This window comes from Actinobacillus vicugnae, assembly GCF_901687125.1.
GTDB lineage: Bacteria > Pseudomonadota > Gammaproteobacteria > Enterobacterales > Pasteurellaceae > Actinobacillus > Actinobacillus vicugnae.
This window is the reverse complement of the sequence record NZ_CABFJY010000021.1, coordinates 1-19,124: the sequence shown is the minus strand read 5'-3', so window position 1 is coordinate 19,124 and position 19,124 is coordinate 1. Positions and strand designations below refer to the sequence as shown.

21 protein-coding genes, 3 tRNA genes and 1 pseudogene are annotated in these 19,124 nt (G+C 40.0%); 18 read left to right on the top strand and 7 right to left on the bottom strand.

The genetic code is table 11. The features are described 5' to 3' along the window. The first annotated feature begins 181 nt into the window (after positions 1–181). From hda to F8M47_RS12055, 13 genes are all read left to right on the top strand, one after another. Positions 182–898 carry a DnaA regulatory inactivator Hda gene (gene hda / locus F8M47_RS05950; protein WP_150539227.1) on the top strand — a complete coding sequence of 239 codons (717 nt, stop codon included), beginning with the start codon at positions 182–184 and terminating at the stop codon, positions 896–898. 138 nt (positions 899–1,036) lie between these two features. Then, positions 1,037–1,672, top strand: coding sequence for a cytochrome c biogenesis heme-transporting ATPase CcmA (gene ccmA / locus F8M47_RS05945; protein WP_150539226.1), 636 nt, complete (start codon positions 1,037–1,039; stop codon positions 1,670–1,672). 16 nt (positions 1,673–1,688) lie between these two features. Then, on the top strand, positions 1,689–2,351 hold the full coding sequence (ccmB, locus tag F8M47_RS05940) for a heme exporter protein CcmB (protein WP_150539225.1): 663 nt from the start codon (positions 1,689–1,691) through the stop codon (positions 2,349–2,351). Between the two features lie 65 nt (positions 2,352–2,416). Further along, a complete protein-coding gene (locus tag F8M47_RS05935) occupies positions 2,417–3,151 on the top strand; it encodes a heme ABC transporter permease (protein WP_150539224.1) in 735 nt (244 codons plus the stop codon). Positions 3,152–3,172: 21 nt separating this feature from the next. After that, positions 3,173–3,364 carry a heme exporter protein CcmD gene (ccmD, locus tag F8M47_RS05930; RefSeq protein WP_150539223.1) on the top strand — a complete coding sequence of 64 codons (192 nt, stop codon included), beginning with the start codon at positions 3,173–3,175 and terminating at the stop codon, positions 3,362–3,364. 214 nt (positions 3,365–3,578) lie between these two features. Beyond that, positions 3,579–4,118 carry a cytochrome c maturation protein CcmE gene (gene ccmE, locus F8M47_RS05925; RefSeq protein WP_150539222.1) on the top strand — a complete coding sequence of 180 codons (540 nt, stop codon included), beginning with the start codon at positions 3,579–3,581 and terminating at the stop codon, positions 4,116–4,118. Further along, positions 4,119–6,065: a heme lyase CcmF/NrfE family subunit gene (locus F8M47_RS05920; protein WP_150539221.1), complete on the top strand. Its 1,947-nt coding sequence runs from the start codon at positions 4,119–4,121 to the stop codon at positions 6,063–6,065. 238 nt (positions 6,066–6,303) lie between these two features. After that, positions 6,304–6,398 (top strand) — tRNA-Ser (locus F8M47_RS05915). Positions 6,399–6,411: 13 nt separating this feature from the next. Then, positions 6,412–6,488: transfer RNA gene (locus tag F8M47_RS05910), tRNA-Arg, on the top strand. A 72-nt stretch (positions 6,489–6,560) separates the two neighbouring features. After that, positions 6,561–6,637, top strand: a tRNA-Arg gene (locus F8M47_RS05905). Between the two features lie 100 nt (positions 6,638–6,737). Further along, positions 6,738–8,036 carry an NAD(P)/FAD-dependent oxidoreductase gene (locus F8M47_RS05900; protein ID WP_150539220.1) on the top strand — a complete coding sequence of 433 codons (1,299 nt, stop codon included), beginning with the start codon at positions 6,738–6,740 and terminating at the stop codon, positions 8,034–8,036. A gap of 139 nt (positions 8,037–8,175) precedes the next feature. Then, on the top strand, positions 8,176–9,678 hold the full coding sequence (gene mltF, locus F8M47_RS05895) for a membrane-bound lytic murein transglycosylase MltF (RefSeq protein WP_150539219.1): 1,503 nt from the start codon (positions 8,176–8,178) through the stop codon (positions 9,676–9,678). A 4-nt stretch (positions 9,679–9,682) separates the two neighbouring features. Beyond that, entirely contained in the window at positions 9,683–9,823 is a 141-nt protein-coding gene (locus tag F8M47_RS12055) for a hypothetical protein (protein WP_167509601.1), read from the top strand. A gap of 44 nt (positions 9,824–9,867) precedes the next feature. Here F8M47_RS12055 and dolP read toward each other — a convergent pair whose 3' ends face one another. From dolP to F8M47_RS05875, 4 genes are read right to left on the bottom strand one after another with little or no spacing between them, the layout of a single operon-like run. Further along, entirely contained in the window at positions 9,868–10,458 is a 591-nt protein-coding gene (dolP, locus tag F8M47_RS05890) for a division/outer membrane stress-associated lipid-binding lipoprotein (protein WP_150539218.1), read from the bottom strand. A 31-nt stretch (positions 10,459–10,489) separates the two neighbouring features. Then, positions 10,490–11,068 (bottom strand): D-sedoheptulose-7-phosphate isomerase, encoded by a 579-nt coding sequence (locus F8M47_RS05885; protein ID WP_150539217.1) that lies wholly within the window; start codon positions 11,066–11,068, stop codon positions 10,490–10,492. An 8-nt stretch (positions 11,069–11,076) separates the two neighbouring features. Next, positions 11,077–11,448: a YraN family protein gene (locus F8M47_RS05880; protein WP_150539216.1), complete on the bottom strand. Its 372-nt coding sequence runs from the start codon at positions 11,446–11,448 to the stop codon at positions 11,077–11,079. After that, the gene (locus tag F8M47_RS05875; protein ID WP_150539215.1) at positions 11,423–13,171 is read right to left on the bottom strand and encodes a penicillin-binding protein activator; all 1,749 of its coding nucleotides are present in this window, start codon (positions 13,169–13,171) and stop codon (positions 11,423–11,425) included. Before F8M47_RS05875 ends, F8M47_RS05880 begins: the two co-directional genes overlap by 26 nt. Positions 13,172–13,243: 72 nt before the next feature. Here F8M47_RS05875 and rsmI point away from each other — a divergent pair, with 72 nt between their 5' ends. After that, positions 13,244–14,098, top strand: coding sequence for a 16S rRNA (cytidine(1402)-2'-O)-methyltransferase (gene rsmI / locus F8M47_RS05870; protein WP_150539214.1), 855 nt, complete (start codon positions 13,244–13,246; stop codon positions 14,096–14,098). 52 nt (positions 14,099–14,150) lie between these two features. On the opposite strand, the gene F8M47_RS05865 is transcribed toward rsmI, so the two are convergent. Both F8M47_RS05865 and F8M47_RS05860 read right to left on the bottom strand, forming a co-directional pair. Further along, a complete protein-coding gene (locus F8M47_RS05865) occupies positions 14,151–14,720 on the bottom strand; it encodes an elongation factor P hydroxylase (protein ID WP_150539213.1) in 570 nt (189 codons plus the stop codon). A gap of 21 nt (positions 14,721–14,741) precedes the next feature. Next, entirely contained in the window at positions 14,742–16,487 is a 1,746-nt protein-coding gene (locus F8M47_RS05860) for a protein-disulfide reductase DsbD (protein WP_150539212.1), read from the bottom strand. Between the two features lie 214 nt (positions 16,488–16,701). Here F8M47_RS05860 and F8M47_RS05855 point away from each other — a divergent pair, with 214 nt between their 5' ends. Together F8M47_RS05855 and F8M47_RS05850 are read left to right on the top strand one after the other, a co-directional pair. Continuing rightward, positions 16,702–17,073, top strand: coding sequence for a type II toxin-antitoxin system RelE/ParE family toxin (locus F8M47_RS05855; RefSeq protein WP_150539211.1), 372 nt, complete (start codon positions 16,702–16,704; stop codon positions 17,071–17,073). Next, the gene (locus tag F8M47_RS05850; protein WP_150539210.1) at positions 17,054–17,344 is read left to right on the top strand and encodes a helix-turn-helix domain-containing protein; all 291 of its coding nucleotides are present in this window, start codon (positions 17,054–17,056) and stop codon (positions 17,342–17,344) included. Before F8M47_RS05855 ends, F8M47_RS05850 begins: the two co-directional genes overlap by 20 nt. Positions 17,345–17,423: 79 nt before the next feature. Here F8M47_RS05850 and F8M47_RS05845 read toward each other — a convergent pair whose 3' ends face one another. Continuing rightward, positions 17,424–18,386 (bottom strand): calcium/sodium antiporter, encoded by a 963-nt coding sequence (locus tag F8M47_RS05845; protein WP_150539209.1) that lies wholly within the window; start codon positions 18,384–18,386, stop codon positions 17,424–17,426. Between the two features lie 72 nt (positions 18,387–18,458). Between F8M47_RS05845 and F8M47_RS05840 the strand changes: the two genes are divergently transcribed. Then, entirely contained in the window at positions 18,459–18,956 is a 498-nt protein-coding gene (locus F8M47_RS05840) for a YbhB/YbcL family Raf kinase inhibitor-like protein (RefSeq protein WP_150539208.1), read from the top strand. An 89-nt stretch (positions 18,957–19,045) separates the two neighbouring features. Continuing rightward, positions 19,046–19,124, top strand: a pseudogene (locus tag F8M47_RS12250) (transposase); the annotation flags it as partial.

The following is a 19,124-nucleotide window of genomic DNA, read 5'->3' as shown; positions in this document are numbered from 1 at the left end:
GTTTAGTTATTTTTATGTTTTAGCGGTTTAAGACGCTAAACCAACAATCAGGCTCAAACTGCAAAAAGTTAAGCGAATCCGACCGCTTGCTATCAACTCCATCTGTCTTAAATAACAAATCATTGCTGAATCTGCCCTTTTCCGTTATGCTTACTAGGTTTTTATTTTTATTGTGAGCAGAATGTCATTACAACTTTCTTTACCTATTCACCAAATTGAAGGCGAAACTTTCGAGAATTTTTATGCGGAAAACAGTCTTGTATTGTTGGATTCGTTACGTCAAAATTTTGTCGATGTACAACAACCTTTCTTTTATATTTGGGGGGGGAAAAGTAGTGGTAAAAGCCATTTGCTCAAAGCAGTAAGTAATCACTATTTATTGAATCAACAAACGTCGAGCTATATCGCTTTAGAGAAATCTCAATATTTCTCGCCAATGGTGTTAGATAATGCAGAACAACTCGATGTAATTTGTTTGGATGATTTGCAAGTTGTTGCGGGAAATGAAGATTGGGAACTGGCTATTTTTAATCTATTTAACCAAATTCGTGAGCAACAAGGTTTGTTTGATAGTGGTCACAAAACTTTACTGCTTATCAGTGCGGATTGTCCGCCGCATCAATTAAAAATCAATTTACCTGATTTACGTTCTCGCCTGACTTGGGGGGAAGTTTATCAGTTAAGTGATTTAAGTGATGAGCAAAAATGTATCATTTTAAAACGTAATGCCTATCATCGAGGAATCGAATTATCCGATGAAGTAGCAAATTTCTTACTCAAACGTTTGGATCGGGATTTGCAAACGCTTTCTACTGAATTAGATCGTTTAGACCGAGCTTCTTTACAAGCACAGCGCAAACTCACGGTGCCTTTTGTGAAGGAAATTTTAGGGCTTTAAAGTGGTTTGATTCCTATCAATATTTGTAAAAAAATCATTAAATTTGAACGCCTGTTACCTCTAAAGAGGTAAGTGCTTTGCTACGCTAAAATGTAGGCTTATGATAAACTTCTTCCACTGTACTACCAATAAATTGTTATGTCTTATATGCACCAACTTTCAGTAATTAATTTAGCTTGTGAACGAGGCGAGAACCGTTTGTTTGAAGGTTGTCAGTTTTCCGTAAAAAGCGGTGATTGGCTACAAATTGAAGGGCATAATGGTATTGGTAAAACAAGTTTATTAAGAATCCTTGCAGGATTAGCCACGCCCGCTGAGGGCGAGGTGCTTTGGAATAATGAACCAATCCAAAAATGTCGAGCAGAATATTACACAGAGCTATTCTATTTAGGACACCATGCGGGGGTTAAACCTGAGCTGAGTCCTTGGGAGAATTTGCGCTTTTTTCAAAAAATTCAGAACTTAGTATTAAATGATGAGGCGCTTTGGAATGCGTTGGATAAAGTAGGTTTAGTTGGGCGGGAAGATCTGCCTTGTTCACATCTTTCTGCGGGTCAGCAACGTCGAGTTGCGCTAGCAAGATTGTGGCTTACCAAGCAAAAGCTTTGGATTTTAGATGAGCCATTTACTGCAATTGATAAAAAAGGTGTCGCAGATTTAATTTCGCATATTGAACAGCATTGTGCAGAAGGTGGTATCGTGATTTTCACAAGCCATCAAGCGACCGAAAGTCGCAAATTACAAGTGCTTTCCTTAGATAAATTTAAGCTATAAAAATCAACTCATTCATATGATTTTATTTAATATAATTCAGCGAGAGCTTATCATCGCTTTTCGCAAACCAGCAGAAATTTTAAATCCGTTATGGTTCTTTTTGATTGTTATTACGCTATTTCCTCTATTAATGGGCCCAAATCCCGAACTATTAGGCAAAATTGCACCTGGCGTGGCGTGGGTTGCTGCATTGTTATCGGCATTGTTATCGTTTGAGCGATTATTTCGGGACGATTATTTAGATGGTTCATTAGAACAACTGATGTTATTGCCTGTTGGCTTACCGCAAGTGGCGTTAGCAAAAGTGATTGCGCATTGGTTATTAACAGGCTTACCACTTATTTTACTCTCGCCTGTGGCTGCGGTGTTGCTTTCATTAGAAACACAAGTCTGGTGGGCGTTAGTGCTTACTTTATTGCTTGGTACGCCGATCTTAAGCTGTTTAGGTGCGATTGGTGTGGCTTTAACGGTTGGGCTTCGCAAGGGCGGAACCTTACTTAGTTTATTGATTTTACCGTTATTTTTACCTGTACTCATTTTTGCAGCGGCTGTATTGGAAGCCGCCAGTTTAAATATGGGCTATAGCGGTCAGCTTGCGATTATTGGTGCTATTTTAGCGCTAACGCTTACCTTTTCGCCGTTTGCAATTGCGGGCGCATTAAGAATAAGTATTCAATAAAACCCAGCTTAAAGCAGGTGCATAAGCGGTTATTTTTTTATTATTTTTTGTAATTTGGAGATGTTATGTGGAAATGGCTTCACCCCTACGCCAAATCGGAGACGCAATATCGATTGCTAGGGAAAATTCAACCTGCTTTGGGTTGGTTAAGCTTTATTATGTTAGCGATTGCTTTTGTTTGGGGGCTTGGCTTTGCGCCTAAAGACTACCAACAAGGTGATAGCTATCGAATTATCTTTATTCATGTACCTGCAGCGATTTGGTCTATGGGCGTATATGGTTCGATGGCAATTGCAGCGCTTGTGACATTAGTATGGCAAATTCGCCAAGCTAGTCTTGCGATGATTTCAATGGCGCCAATTGGCTTAGTGTTTGCCTTTATTTCGCTAGCGACGGGGGCAATTTGGGGCAAGCCAATGTGGGGAACTTGGTGGGTTTGGGACGCGCGTCTTACCTCTGCTTTAGTGTTATTTTTCCTTTATATCGGTGTAATGGCACTTTACTCTGCTTTCCAAGACAAACAAATGGGTGCAAAAGCGGCTGGAATTTTAGCCGTAGTTGGCGTGATTAACTTGCCGATTATTCACTTCTCAGTAGAGTGGTGGAACACTTTGCACCAAGGGGCAACGATTACCAAATTAGACAAGCCATCAATGGCTGTGGAAATGTTGATTCCGCTGTTGTTAGCGATTTTCGGTAGCTTAATTTTTACTGCTTGGTTTAGTATTTGGCGCTATCGTATTGCTTTATTAAATGACGAACGCAAACGTCCGTGGGTAACAGCACTTGTGGCGAAATAAGTGGTTAAATGAGGAGAAAAAATGCAATTTCAATTTGAGTCGTTGAGTGATTTCCTTGCCATGGGCAATTATGGCTTTTATGTTTGGCTGTCTTATGCGGTTTCATTTTTAGCAATAGGGGGCTTAATTTGGTTCTCTCGCCGAGAGCAAAAACAGATTGAGCAGCAAGTTAAAAAAGAGCTAGCCCGAGAAGCTCAACTCAATAAAAAATAGTTGAAAACAAGCGGTCATTTTTTGCTGATTTTTTGCAAATTAGCGTGAAAAAATGACCGCTTACTTCTTTTGAGGTATAGGCTTTGAGAAAACGCAAAGATTCATGCGCAAGATTAAACTAATAGCGGAATCTTGGGTGATTTTTTGTTATGCTACACTTCGTTTTTTATTTAAATTTTTTTGTGTAATTCGCACATTTTAAAAGGTGATTACTATGAATCCAAGACGTAAATCTCGATTGAAAGTGGTGGTTTCAATCCTATTTGGCGTAGCTGTCGCAGCAGGACTTACCCTGTATGCATTGAGTCAAAATATTGACCTCTTTTATACGCCATCAGAGATTGTAAATGGTAAAAATGATGATCCAAACCAAAAGCCAGAAGTTGGACAGCGTATCCGTGTCGGTGGTATGGTGGTTGAAGGCTCAGTAAAACGTGATGAGAAAACGTTAAAAGTTGAGTTTGAAGCCAATGACATTGGCCCATCAGTTGTGATCGAATATGAAGGTATTTTGCCTGACTTGTTCCGTGAAGGGCAGGGGATCGTTGCGCAAGGCGTGCTAGTTGAGCCAACCCGTTTAAAAGCGACTGAAGTTTTAGCAAAACATGATGAGAATTATATGCCACCAGAGTTGGGTGAAAAAATGAAAGAGCAACACAATTCAATGGGCATTTCAGAACAAGAACTTAAAGGCGAATCTATGCGTGACAAAGAAATGAAAAAATTGCTGAATTCACTCGAAGGAGGCAAATAAATGATTGCAGAATTAGGCAATTATGGTTTGGCTCTAGCATTAGGTTTGTCAATTTTCTTGGCAATCTTACCGCTTATTGGTGCGCAAAAAGGGAATGTCACCTTAATGGCATTAGCTCGCCCGATGAGTTGGGGAATGTTCTTGGCGTTAACGATTTCATTTGGCTCGCTTTTCTATTTATTTGCGGTAAATGATTTCAGTGTGCAGTATGTGGTGAATAACTCAAACTCTACTTTGCCACTACAATATCGTTTATCTGCGGTATGGGGGGCGCATGAAGGTTCATTATTACTTTGGATTTGGTTGTTAGCACTTTGGGCTGTGGCGGTAGCAGCCTTTACGCGCCAAATGCCTGAAGAAGCAGTGGCTCGTGTGCTAAGTATTATGGGCTTGATTAGTGTTGGTTTCTTGCTATTTATTATTTTTAGCTCGAATCCATTTGCTCGTACTTTCCCTGATTTCCCTGCGGATGGCAGGGAATTAAACCCAATGTTGCAAGATATTGGCTTAATTTTCCACCCACCGCTGTTATATATGGGCTATGTTGGCTTCTCGGTTGCTTTTGCCTTTGCGATTGCTTCGTTAATGACGGGCAGGTTAGATACCGCTTGGGCGCGTTGGTCTCGTCCTTGGACAATGGCAGCTTGGGTCTTTTTAACACTCGGTATCGTGTTAGGCTCCTGGTGGGCTTATTATGAGTTAGGCTGGGGTGGTTGGTGGTTCTGGGATCCTGTGGAAAATGCCTCACTAATGCCTTGGATTGCAGGTACTGCGCTGATTCACTCATTAGCAGTCACAGAAAAACGTAGCACCTTTAAAGCATGGACGGTGCTACTAGCGATTTTGGCTTTCTCGCTTTGTTTATTAGGTACTTTTTTGGTACGTTCAGGCATTTTGGTTTCAGTACACGCTTTTGCCTCTGACCCAACCCGTGGTTTATATATTCTTGCTTATTTAGTGTTAGTGATTGGTGGCTCATTATTGCTCTATGCATTCCAAGGCTCGAAAATCAAAAGCTTAGATAATTATGAGCGCTATTCACGTGAAACAATGCTTTTGATTAATAACATTTTATTAATGGCATTTTTATCAGTGGTATTTTTAGGCACAATTTTACCGCTTATACATAAACAAATTGGCTTAGGCTCAATCTCAATTGGTGCGCCGTTCTTTGACCAAATGTTTGTGATCTTAATGGTGCCATTTTCCTTTATTCTTGGCATTGGGCCTTTAGTGAAATGGCGTAGAGATCAGGTTTCGGCCATTCGTATACCTGTGATTGTCTCTTTAGTTTTAATGGTGATACTTGGCTTTGCGTTGCCATATTTATTTGCTGATCGCATTACTGTTACTTCGGTATTAGGGGTAATGATGGCGGCAATTATTGTGATGCTAAGCTTATATGAATTGCATCAACGAGCAACCCATCGTCATACTTTCTTTGCTGGCGTGTTTAAATTATCTCGTTCACACTGGGGAATGGTATTGGCACATGTTGGGGTTGCTATGAGTGTGTTTGGCATCGCTTTTAGCCAGAATTTCAGTATTGAGAAAGATGTTCGTATGAATGTGGGTGATCAGGTGCAAATCCTTGATTACAATTTTGAGTTCAAAGGTATCAAACTGAGTGATGGAGCGAATTATCAAGGCGGAACAGCTGAAATTGCAATTAGTAAAAATGGACAATATGAAGCAACCTTAAATGCGGAAAAACGTTTTTATAATGTGAGCAAAATGGGTATGACCGAAGCAGCGATTGATTGGGGATTTAGCCGTGATCTTTATGCCGCTTTAGGTGAAAAACTTAATGATGGCTCATGGGGTGTACGTTTGTACTATAAGCCTTTTATTCGCTGGATTTGGTTTGGTGGATTATTTATGGCATTAGGCGGGATCTTATGCATGATGGATAAACGCTATCGTGTGCGTATATCAGCCACTGCTTAATCGGTTTCTCGTTCTATTTTGCTAATCGGTCGAATTTTCGGATTTTTTGCAAACTTCGAAAAATTCGACCGCTTGTTTTATAACCCTATGAAAAGGTTGAGAATTATTCACAAAATTGGTGAAAATCACTCTTTTTGTTTGTAATGTAGTCAAACACCTAATTTTTTAGAATTTTTAAGAAAAATGGTTTGACATATTTCTAAATTCTAGTAATATGTGCGCCACAGACACAGTGAGTGGTGAGATGGCCGAGCAGGCTGAAGGCGCTCCCCTGCTAAGGGAGTATAGGGTTCAAAAGCTCTATCGAGGGTTCGAATCCCTCTCTCACCGCCATTTACTTTATCACGCACCCGTAGCTCAGCTGGATAGAGTACTCGGCTACGAACCGAGCGGTCAGAGGTTCGAATCCTCTCGGGTGCGCCATTTTAGTTTTTACTCTATTCAAATTAAAATGGTCGCTGATAAAATTAAATAACTCACAATTCAAAATACAACGCACCCGTAGCTCAGCTGGATAGAGTACTCGGCTACGAACCGAGCGGTCAGAGGTTCGAATCCTCTCGGGTGCGCCATTTCAAGTTATCAAATCTTTTTCGTAATTCAGCAAATTTTCAAGTAATTCTTTTCAGTATTATCCTTTACGGATTAGATTAAATTAATCAAAAAAATTTTATGCTTAAATTTGCTTATCAAGAACACTTTAAATCTTATTACTACGATTCTCGTAACTTATCTCTTCAATTTCCGAAGATTACCGCTAACCAAGATGCAGATGTTTGTGTTATTGGCGCAGGGTTTTTAGGGCTTTCAACCGCACTTGAATTAGCGGAAAAAGGCAAAAAAGTGGTGGTGTTAGAAGGGGCAAGAGTCGGTTTCGGTGCATCTGGTCGTTCTGGCGGACAAGCAATCAATGGATTTGAGGACGGGATTGATGAATATATCGAGCAAGTGGGGTTAGATAAAGCCCAAAAATTATGGCAAATGTCATTAGAAGCGATTGATATCATTGATGAACGCGTCAAAAAACATCAGATTCAATGTGACTGGAAAAAAGGTTATGCAACACTTGCCTTAAATCATCGCCGTATGGACGATTTGATTGCAATGGAGCAAGCGAGCCGAGAGACTTTTGGCTATCAACAAATGCAGTTATGGGATAAATCACAGCTTAAACAACATTTAGGCAGCGATATTTATGTTGGGGCATTATTTGATAGCAATTCAGGGCATTTGCATCCACTTAATTACTGTTTGGGACTTGCTAAAGCTTGTGTTGAGGCGGGTGTAACTATTTACGAACAATCGCCAGCAACTGAAATCAAAAGCGTGAGCGATAGTAAAGCGGTCGTTTTTGCGGAAGGTTTTACCATTGCATGTGAATCTGCGGTTTTAGCAACGAATGCTTATATTGATGTGTTATCTAACAAAATAACTTTTGGCATTGAGAAAAAAATTCTGCCCGTAGAAAGTTTTATTATTGCAACGGAGCCCTTGTCGCAAGTGATGGCTGATAGTTTGATCAATAATGGTATGTCGGTTTGCGATAACAATTTATTGTTGGATTATTACCGCTTGTCGGCAGATAATCGCTTATTATTTGGTTCTGATTCCAGCACTAATGTGGATATGGTGGCAAAAATGCGTTCGGAAATGCTGGCGGTTTTTCCTCAATTAGCAGAAGCTAAAATTGAGTATGGCTGGGGTGGCCCGATTGATATGACACTTAACTCCACCCCACATTTTGGGCGAGTTAAACCAAATATCTATTTTGCACAGGGATTTTCTGGGCATGGTGTCGCGTTAACTGGGCTGGCAGGTCGTATTATCCAAGAAGCAATTTTAGGCAATGATGAACGCTTAGCTATTTTTGAAGGCTTAAAAGTGCCAAGCCTTTATGGCGGTAAATGGGTCAAGAAGATGGCTCTGAAGATTGGTATCCCCTATTATCGTTTTTTAGATAAATATAAATAATGTAATAAAATCAAAGACGTAAGTAGTTATTTACGTCTTTTTTATTTTTAGGAGTTAATAAATCCAAATATGGGTTATTTCGCAATGCTCAAAATTCGGCTAGACTTGCGACTTAAATAAAAATAATGAGGATTTCATATTGAAAGGATTACTGGCTAGATTGTTCGTAGGTTTAGCGCTATTGCTATGGGCATGGGATATGGTTTACCCATGGCAACAGCTTATGCAGGCGGAAGAAAATCGTTATGCGCAGATTCAGCAACGGCACTTATTAAAAGTGGGGATGATTAATCACCCGCTTTCTTATTTTGTTGGAGCTGATGGTAAGGCGGGGATTGAGTATGAACTCGCTAAATCATTTTCAGATTATTTAGGTGTTAGCTTAGAAATTAAGTCATTTGATCATAGTGAACAACTTTTTAAGGCCTTAAGAGATAATAAGATCGATATTGCAGCCGCAGGCTTATTATATCAACCTGAACTAAGCGAACAGTTTCAAATTGGTGCGACTTATTATTCTGCATCATGGCAGATTGTATATAAAAAAGGTCAAATAAGACCATATAAATTGGCTGATCTGCAAGGTGAATTAGTGGTGCCATCGGGCTCTGCTGTATTACCTATTTTGCAAAAGTTGAAAGAGGAACATCCTAAATTAAGTTGGCATATTACGGATCAATTTACTCAAGAAGAGCTGTTATTACAGGTTGCAGAAGGCAAAATTCCTTATACGGTTGCAGTTTCTGTGGATATTTCCGCTGCACAGCATATTAGCCCTAATATTGCAGTTGGTTTTGATTTAAGTGATGAAATGCCCGTGGTATGGTATTTGCCAAATAGTTCATATAGTGAATTACAAGCCGCAGTATTAGATTTTATGAATAATGCGAATGAAACAGGCTTGATTTCACGTATTGAAGAAAAATATTTTAACCATTTATCTCGCTTTGATTATGTCGATACGCAAAGTTATTTAAATGCGATTAAATCAATATTACCTAAGTATCGACCGCTATTTGAAAAATATCGAGGTGATTTAGAATGGCAAATGTTGGCGGCGATTGCTTATCAGGAATCTCATTGGGATCCGAATGCAACTTCACCAACAGGTGTGCGTGGTATGATGATGCTGACTCGAGATACTGCAGAGCGCATGAAAATTACCGATCGAACCAATGCAGAGCAAAGTATTCGGGCAGGCTCGGAATATCTTCATTTACTTATGGGGCAAATTCCTGAAACGGTTGCCAAAGAAGATCGTATTTGGTACGGTTTAGCAGCTTATAATATGGGACTTGGGCATTTATTAGATGTACGACGTTTAACTAAGCAGTTAGGAGGTGATCCAGATAACTGGTTAGATGTGAAGAAAAATCTACCGCTTCTCGCTGAAAAGCGCCACTATAGTCGGTTAAAATATGGCTATGCACGTGGTTTTGAAGCTTTTCAATACTTAGAAAATATTCGTCGCTATTATAGTAGTATTATCAATCACCAGCGTGTTGAAGAACAGAAAGTACAAGCATTACAATTGTCAAAACAACAAGCACAGAAACAGCTAACAGAAACTTCTCCCGTTGCTCCATTTACTGATAAAATGCTTACGAAACCTGAACAATCCAACGAAATGATTAAGGAATAGAGCTATGAGACAACGTAGATTGAAAAGCAAAAAGAAATTGGCGTGTAATAATAAATCTCGTCGAATTTTGCAAATTCTGAAAAGAAAGCGTCGAATTGCGGCACGTCACAGCTTAGCATTTATGATGTTGCAAAATGAAGTGTAGTAATTAATACAAAAAAACCGAGCATTTTAGCTCGGTTTTTTCTGTTATTGGGCGTAATCAATCACTTTAATGACTTTATTTACACCATTTATAGTACGCGCAGCTTCAGCAGCAGCATCTGCTTGAGTTGGACTTAATTTACCAACAAGGAATACTTCGCCGTTTTCAGTGATAACTTTAACCTCGGTCGTTTTTACTTCCGAGTTAATCAACAATTTAGATTTAACTGCAGTGGTGATCCAACTATCGATAGAGATCTGCCCTACACCAATTTTAGCACCTGTACGGATTTCATTATAGACTTCCGTTACACCTTCTGCGCCAGCTGCAAGATTTTTCGCATTTTCGACCGCTTCCATACTTGGTGCCTGACCAATTAACAATACTTTACCATTGTATGCCACCACATTAATTCGAGCCTCTTCTTTGAGTTGCTCGTCTTTATTGATGTTATAGGCAACACGTTCTTCTAAGATCTCATCATCCACTTGTGTACCTGTTGAGCGAGGATCGGTTGCGACTTTGGTGGCAACGGCTGCTGAGGTAACTACTGCTGTTGCAATACAACCTTGTAATGATAAGAGTGTTACAGCGAATAAACTCGCTAAACTGATTCGTTTGGCTAAAGTAAGCATAAGAATATCCTTCTAAATGTTTAAGGTAACCCTAAGAAAAGAGTAGTTGATCAACTAATTCACAAAGCAAGTTTACACAGAATTGATGACCTTCAATAATGCGTAATTCATTGCTGGAAGGCATTGAAATTTCAAGGTCATGATCATCAAGCAAACCTTGTGTATGGTCATTACGACTACTGGTAAATGCTAAAACCTCTAACCCTTCATTTTTTGCAGAATGTAGAGCATTTAACACCGCTTCTTCATTGCCTAAAGGAGAAAAACTAATAAATAGATCGCCTTCTTTGGCAGTTGCTTGTAGCTGTTTACGATAGAGTTGAGCAAGATCATTATCCTGCGCAATCACACCAGCTAACACGCCATCGAATTGCAGTAATTGAGTAGCAAAACTAGGGCGGGCAAGGTCATATTTATGTAATAAATGGCTAACTAACAGTTGAGCGTTAGCATAGGAGCGACCATGACCACAGACAATGATTTTATTACCTCGTAATAAGCAAGCAACAATACGATTAGCCGCTTCACTTAATGTCTTGGGCAGTAATTCCGCCGCCGCAATTTGGATCTGAATACTTTCGGTAAAGCGATCTTGAATTTTTTCTAGCATGAAAAAAACTATCCTAAAAAATTGGGGATCCAAAGAGGCGGATCATTTCCTTCAAAGGCAACCACATCAAAGCGACAGTTTGCTGTATCCAGACTTTGGTTGCGTTTTGTGAATAGCCACATATTGGCAGCATCTAACCATTTTTGCTGTTTTCGGTAATCAATACTTTCAACAGCAGAGCCAAAGCGACTACTTTTGCGTTGGCGAACTTCAATAAACACCACCGTTTCGCCCTGTTGCATAATCAGATCGAGTTCACCACATTTAAATGTTTGGTTTGCCGCAACGAACTTAAGCCCTTGCTTTTCTAAAAAAGCGCGGGCTTGTTGCTCAAAATTAGCACCTTGGGAGCGCTTAGTTAGCGTTTTGAACAGAGCCATTGCTATATTGTAACCAAGTCATGGCACGTTCGATATTACAATTTGGGCCAGCGGTTAAATTACCTGTTAAGCCTGAAACACTATAACCAGGAATTTGACGGAATTCGTTAAATTTATTCGCCAATGCCCAAGTATCTGATCCCATTGCATATAAACGCATCATTGAAAAATCGCTCGCCGCTAAGCTATCTGCTTTTTTGTATTCATCAGAATCAGGATCTGATAGTAATGGAATTTCGCTAAATTTTACACCTTCCATTGTCGTACGGAATTCAATGCCATTATTCGGTGAATTGCTACGTGAAGATGTATAAATATTTAATTGTCCTGCAAGTGATGAGCCATCAATACCCTGTTTTAATTCCAGTAATTGTTCTGCAGTACCTAAAGCGTAAAGCGCTGCGCCTTGAATATTGCCTGAGCTTTGGATTGCTGCCACAGAATCTTGCGGAATATTGTAATAACGCACATCCGCATCCGCATTAGTTAATTGTCTCCAACGTTGCGCAAATGCATCGGCAGAACGCTGACCAAAATCATCTTGTGGTGCAGCCACAATCGCACGGGAATAGCCATCACGATATAAACGATCTGCCCCTGCTCTTGCTTCCGCTTCTGGCGATAAACCATAATAACAAACGCCTGGAATCGCTTTTACATTTGGTGTTGAATTTAATGCTAATACATTTACCCCTTTAATTTCTGGGCTAATTAACATTTCATCCACACGAGATTTAAGTAACGGCCCAATAATAGTTTGTGCGCCTTGCTGTTTTGCTTGTATCAGAATGTTTTCAAGCGAATTACTATCGGTATCGTAAGTTTGCACAGGGATAGAGTCACTCCCTTTAGCGTCATTAAAACCTTTCTTAATAATATCACCTAAGATTTTCGCATCGCCACTTAATGGCAACAGTAATGCAACGCCATTTAACTGAGTTTGCTGGAAGTTTGATACGTTTTGTAGTTCAGCTGGCATAAATGCTACTGCACTGTGATTCGGATAGAGTTGCTTCCAGTTATTAATGCCTTGTGGCATTTGCGCTGGTGTTGAAACGTTTTGGTTATATACAGCAATTAATGCTAACCAGCCTGCAAATTCAGTTTCACCAGGGCCTGCATTTGCGACGGAAAGTACACCTTTATTTGCATTACGTAATAATGCCCAAATCTGGTCATTATTTTCTTGACGTAAACGGTTTTCAGAGAAATGTGCGCTCATTAAAGCACGAGCACGCACTGCTTCGATCACCTCTTTTTTATTTTCTGCAATACGAGCCTGCGTTTGGTGATAGCGCAATAATTGTGATTGGCTTAATTGTGCAAGTGGTACAAGTTTTAATTGTGCCATTGCTTGAGCATCATTAGCTTGCAATGCAAAAAGCTGTGCCGCCACTAAGTTATATTCAACTTTTTGAATTTCGTTTTTTTGGATATCAGCGAGAAAAGCATTTAATTCTTCAAACTGATTTTGTGCTTCGAATGCTTTGTTTTCATCAATTAATTTACGTATAGCAAGTAAGCGATAAGTTACTTTATCTTCTTTATTGGTGGTTTGCTCCGCTTTATTAATATAAAACTCAGAAGTTGCGTACGCTTCGTTTTTTACGGTTTTGGTTAATGGATTTTCGAAAAAACTTGTTCCAGTACAAGCAGAAAGAAAAAGCGCCATTGCGGTTGGGACAAAGACGGTTTTTAGTTTCTGTTTTAAAATAGTCGCCATTGTATTGCTCCTAATAGACTATAATAGGCAGAATAATGTTGAAATCTTACTTATCAAACGAGTGAAAAGCAAATGAAAAACGAACAAAACGGCACTTTGTATATTGTTGCCACACCCATTGGTAACCTTGGAGATATTACGCAACGCGCGTTAGATACCTTTACTCAAGTTGATTTAATTGCCGCTGAAGATACCCGTCACAGTGGCTTGTTACTCAGTCATTATGGCATTAAAAAGCCATTTTTTGCTTTGCATGATCATAATGAACAACAGAAAGCAGCCGTGTTGGTCGAAAAACTACAACAAGGGCTAAATATTGCCCTTATTTCGGATGCAGGCACGCCGCTAATTAGCGATCCAGGTTTTCATTTAGTGCGTCATTGCCGTCAAGCAGGAATTAAGGTAGTTCCGCTACCTGGCGCTTGTGCTGCAATTACCGCCCTTTGTGCATCGGGTATTGCTTCAGACCGATTTTGTTTTGAAGGGTTCTTGCCCGCAAAAACAAAATCCCGTTGCGATAAATTGGCGGAAGTCGCTGATGAGCCTCGTACCCTTATTTTTTACGAATCGACTCATCGTATTTTGGATACGTTAGCGGATATGCAAAAAATGCTAGGCACAGATCGCTATGTGGTAATGGCTCGTGAAATTACTAAGACATGGGAAACCATTCACGGTGATACATTAGCTAATTTAATTACGTGGCTAAATGAAGACAGTAATCGCATTAAAGGTGAAATTGTGTTGGTGGTGGAAGGCAAGCCTGAACAAACGGATGGAGCCTTTTCTGCCCAAGCGGTTAAATTACTTGACTTACTTTGCCAAGAATTGCCATTGAAAAAAGCCGCTGCAATCGTGGCGGAAACCTTCAGCTATAAAAAGAATGCGTTGTATCAATACGGGCTAGCGCATTTCTCAGATAAATAATATGTAAGCGGTTGAATTTGCAAGTTTTTCTGCAAATTCAACCGCTTATTAATTAGATCCTTGCTAAATCAAAATTCGCTAAATCAATTGTATCGGGTGTGCCATAGAAATGGGCTAACGCTTTGCGTAATGTTTCGGCACGTTTTGGTAAATAACCTCGCTCTGCGTAGATTTTTACTTGATCGAATACTGCCTGTTTAAATGCTGAATTATCGCCAGGGTTGCCTGATAAATTATCCGCACTAGCAAAGTAACGAAAGCCTGCGGCGGTTGCTAATACCCATTCAATTGCTTGTGGTTTGACTTCTACCGACTCAAATTCACGCTGACGTTCAGCAGAGCGACCGTCAGGCTCATACCAATAGCCAAAGTCTTCTAATTTACGGCGTTCTGTACCTGCTACCAACCAATGTGAAATCTCGTGTAATGCACTACTGTAATAACCGTGAGCGAACAGAATCACGTTATACGGACGTGCTGATTTCACTCCATCTTCATCTAAAAATGCAGGTAAATAAATCGGATAATCCCCTCCTTTCTCTAAGCGAGTGTTGTATTCGTTCGCAAAGCATTCATCGAAAAGGCGAATAATATCTTCAATTTTATGGTTGTCTTGGTTCATATAATTCCTTTATTTGTGTGCTCACAACGCATTTAACCAATCTAAAAATGGCTTCGCTTCTAAAAAGCCTGTCACTCTGGATTGGGTGAGTTCATTGCCTTGCTCATCAAAGAACAAAATAGTTGGCAAACCTAATACGTTAAATTGTTTCATTAGTTCATCATTCTGTGCGGAATTGTTGGTCATATCAATTTGTAGCACCACCATTTCAGCCAGTTTTTGCTGAACGGCTTTGTCTGTGAAGGTATATTTCTCAAATTCTTTGCACGCTACACACCAGTCAGCATAGAGATCTAACATTACTTTTTTGCCTTGCGAAGCGGTCAATTTTGCTTTTAATTCTGCAAGAGATTGAATACGCTCTATCGCTAAGTGATTGGTTACTTGTGTCGTATTTAGTGCATTTTGATGCCAGACCAAATTTGCCCAAGGGTAAGAGGAAAGCGCGAAGGCAAAGAATAACAGAATTTTGACCGCTTGTTTAAAGATGCCCTGTGGCGGAATCACGCTGATGAGCCAACCTAAAAAAACCATGGCTAATGCTGACCACATAAACGGCTCGTAATGGCCTGGTAATACACGGCTGAGTAAAAAGACGGGTAATGCTAACATCACAAAACCGAATGCGGTTTTGACTTTTAGTAACCAATCGCCTGATTTTGGCAAAATACGGTTACCAAATAAGGTAATCAGCACCAATGGGATTCCCATACCTAACGCTAATAAATAGAGCGCCAACCCACCTGTGAGTAAATCCCCACTTTGAGCAACATACAATAATGCGCCTGATAATGGAGCAGAAGTACAAGGAGAAGCCACTAAGCCCGCAATCATTCCCATCACAAATACGCTACCTAATGCGCCACCTTGCTGTTGTTGGCTCATCGCATTCAGTGTCTGCTGCCAAGCATTAGGTAAGCGAATCTCAAATAAGCCGAACATAGAAGCGGCTAAAATTGTGAATAAAATCGCAAGTGAAATCAGCACAGGCGGACTTTGTAGCGCAATTTGGAATGGCAAACCAATCGCCGCAACGATCAATCCTAATAAGGTATAAGTGAGCGCCATACCTTGCACATAACTTAAGCTCAGCAATAGTGCTTTCAGCGTGCTAGGACGTTGTTTATTGCCGATCACAATAGCAGAGAGCAACGGCAACATTGGCAGTACGCACGGCGTAAAAGCTAAACCGATACCTAATGCAAAGAACCAAAAAATAGATAAGCGATTGCTTGCTAAGTTTTCGGCAAGCTGATTTTGCGCTGCTTTAGGGGAATCACTCATCTGAGAAGCGGTCGCATTTTCACTATTTTTGGCAAAATTTGGGGCAGAAGCGACCGCTTGTTGTCCATTTAAGGCAACGCTGATCGTTTCTGGCGGATAGCAAAAGCCTTTGGTACAGCCTTGATAGCGCACCGAAAGATTCGCATTGGTTTGAGGATTTGAAATGGCAACAGGAATCGCCAGTTGATAGCGGAAAATTTCTACCTCACCAAAAAATTCATCCTGATATTTTTCTGCAGCAGGCAATTCGACAGATGCAATATCTGCCTGTTGCGGTGTGATTTGTATTTCTTTTTTATACAAATAATAGCCGTCTGCAATTTGCCAGTTTAGTTCGATTTGATTGGCAGAAATAGGATTGCTCGAAAAAGCAAACGCCTCTGCTACGGTTAAATATTTGGGTTGATTGTTACCAAATAAACCCGCCAGAGCGGGAAACGTGAACATGAGGCTAACGAATAGAAAAATAAGACGTTTTAGCATATAAATTTAAACAAATAAAAGGTGAGATATTGTAATACAAAATAGATAAAGTCAGGCAAAAATCGTATTTTCTTACACCGTTATTTTTAGCAGAAATTTAGCCATAAGTACGCAAAACGTAAAAATTGACAAAAAATTACCTTAAATGTTGAGAAAGTTGTGTGATAAAGCCATAATAAATTTACGCGTTTTCATTCAAGAGGAGAAAAAAACGATGTATGAAATAGTCTTTTATCGAGACCGACGTGGGCGAGAACCCGTCAAAGAATTCCTACAGGAATTTATTAATGAACAACAAGATGAAAGCCGTGAACGCTTGCATAAATTAAGTCAGCATTTGACCATTTTACATTTGCATGGTACACGTGCAGGCGAAGGCTACATTAAGCATTTAGAGGATCGTATTTGGCAGTTACGTCCAATAAGTGATTGCTTACTGTTTGCAGGAATCGTACGTGGGCAGTTTGTGTTGTTGCATCATTTCGCCAAAAGTAGCAGTCGGCTTCCTAAGCGAGAACTTGAACGAGCAAAAAGTCGTTTGGCAGATCTACAGGAGAGGATAAAAGATGAGCCCCATTGGTTCTAGTTGGACATCATTTGAACGAGAAGTGTTTAACGAATTAGAAATGCAAGAAAATCATTTTCGTGTGCAATTAATTCTCGAAATTATTGAAACTCGACAGGCGTTGGGCATTTCACAACGTAAATTAGAAAAACTTAGTGGTGTTAAGCAATCAATGATTGCCCGTGTAGAAAAAGGGAGTTCCAATCCTTCGCTTGGCACCTTATTGAAATTACTCGTGCCTTTAGGAAAAACCTTACAAATCGTGTCATTAGGCGAAGTTAAGGTGAAATAAACGGAAAATAAGCGGTCGAATTTGCACAAAATTTCGAAATTATGTCGCAAATCTGACCGCTTATTTTATTTTGATACCACTATAGTGCTGTTTTGAGTAAATAAAGGGTGTAACCGATATAGCAACATAAGAAAATTCCCCCCTCTAAGCGGGTGATTTTCGCTGGTTTTTTGCTAAAACTATACGCCAAGAAAAACAAGAGTAAGGTTAGCGCAGACATCACCAACATATCACGAGAGAAGGCTTCGGCTTCCACCTGCATTGGTTCAATGACACCAGCAATCCCGACTACGGCAAGTGAGTTAAATAAATTTGAACCTACGATATTACCAATCGCTAAATCTGATTCGCCTTTGCGTGCTGCAATAATTGATGAAGCAAGTTCTGGTAATGAAGTACCGATTGCAACGATGGTTAAACCGATAACAAGATCACTTACCCCAAAATATTTTGCCACTTCAACGGCGCCCCAAACTAATAATTGCGAACTTGCCATTAAAAATGCTAAGCCGATCACTAGCCAGAATAATGCTTTTGTTAGGGGTAATTGTTCAGTTTGAAGTGATTCGCTTTGTGCGAGCGTATCGCCTTTATTAGTTAGTCCTACCCAAATTGTCCAACTCATATAAACTGCAAAAATGACCAATAAAATGACCGCTTCTAGTTGCGTAACTTGTGCATCAAATAACATATATGCTGAGACGAGCGTAACTAAAATTAGAATTGGTAGCTCACGTTTAATTACCTCAGAAGCAACCATAATCGGCTTAATAAGCGCAGTAACCCCGAGAATCAGTGCAATATTCGTAATATTTGAGCCATAAGCGTTACCGAGAGCAATCCCCGATGCGCCTTTTAAAGCCGATGAAGCCGATACGATCATTTCTGGTGCGGAAGTACCAAAACCAACAATGACAATCCCGATTAACAATGGCGACATACCAAAATAGCGCGCAGTGGACGCTGCGCCTTCTACGAATTTATCTGCGCTCCAAACGAGCAAAATTAAGCCTATTACAATGGCAAGAGATGCGTATAACATTCTGTTTCCTACTAATAAAAATGGGCGTATAGTATAGGTTAAAATTTATCAATTCACTATAAGGAATCGACAATGAAAGTAATGAGTTCTGCGATTGAAAATGGTGTGTTTGCCGATAAATATGGCAAGCGGGGTAACCAATTTAGCCCAAATGGAATGCCTAGTTATTCAATTCCGTTTGAAATTAGTGATGCGCCCGCAGCAACCCAATCTTTTGTGGTGGTGTTGGAAGATAAAGATGCCATTACCGCGAGTGGGTTTGTCTGGATTCATTGGCTGATTGCAGATTTAACCCGCACCAGAATTGCCGAAAATGAAAGCCAAACAGCGACCGACTTTGTTCAAGGGGCAAATTCGTGGGCGAGCAAATTAGGCAATTTTTCGATAGAAGAAGCTTCTTATTACGGTGGAATGGCGCCACCAAACTGTAAGCACCGTTACGAGCTGATCGTTTATGCATTGGATACCAAACTGAATTTGGCTTCGGGTTTTCGTTTTAATGATCTGCATTTTGCGATGCAAGGGCATATTTTAGCGAGTGCAAGTGTTATGGGAACCTACGACGTATAAGGTAAAATTTAGTTTAAAAACGACCGCTTTTAATTTGAGCTATATGATCTGCACCCCAAAACCTGGACACCTAATTTGAGGTGCAGATTATGTCTTATTCTTATCAATTTCGTTTAAACATTATCAAACAAGTGACCGAACAGGATTTGGGTATTCGTGAGGTCGCTA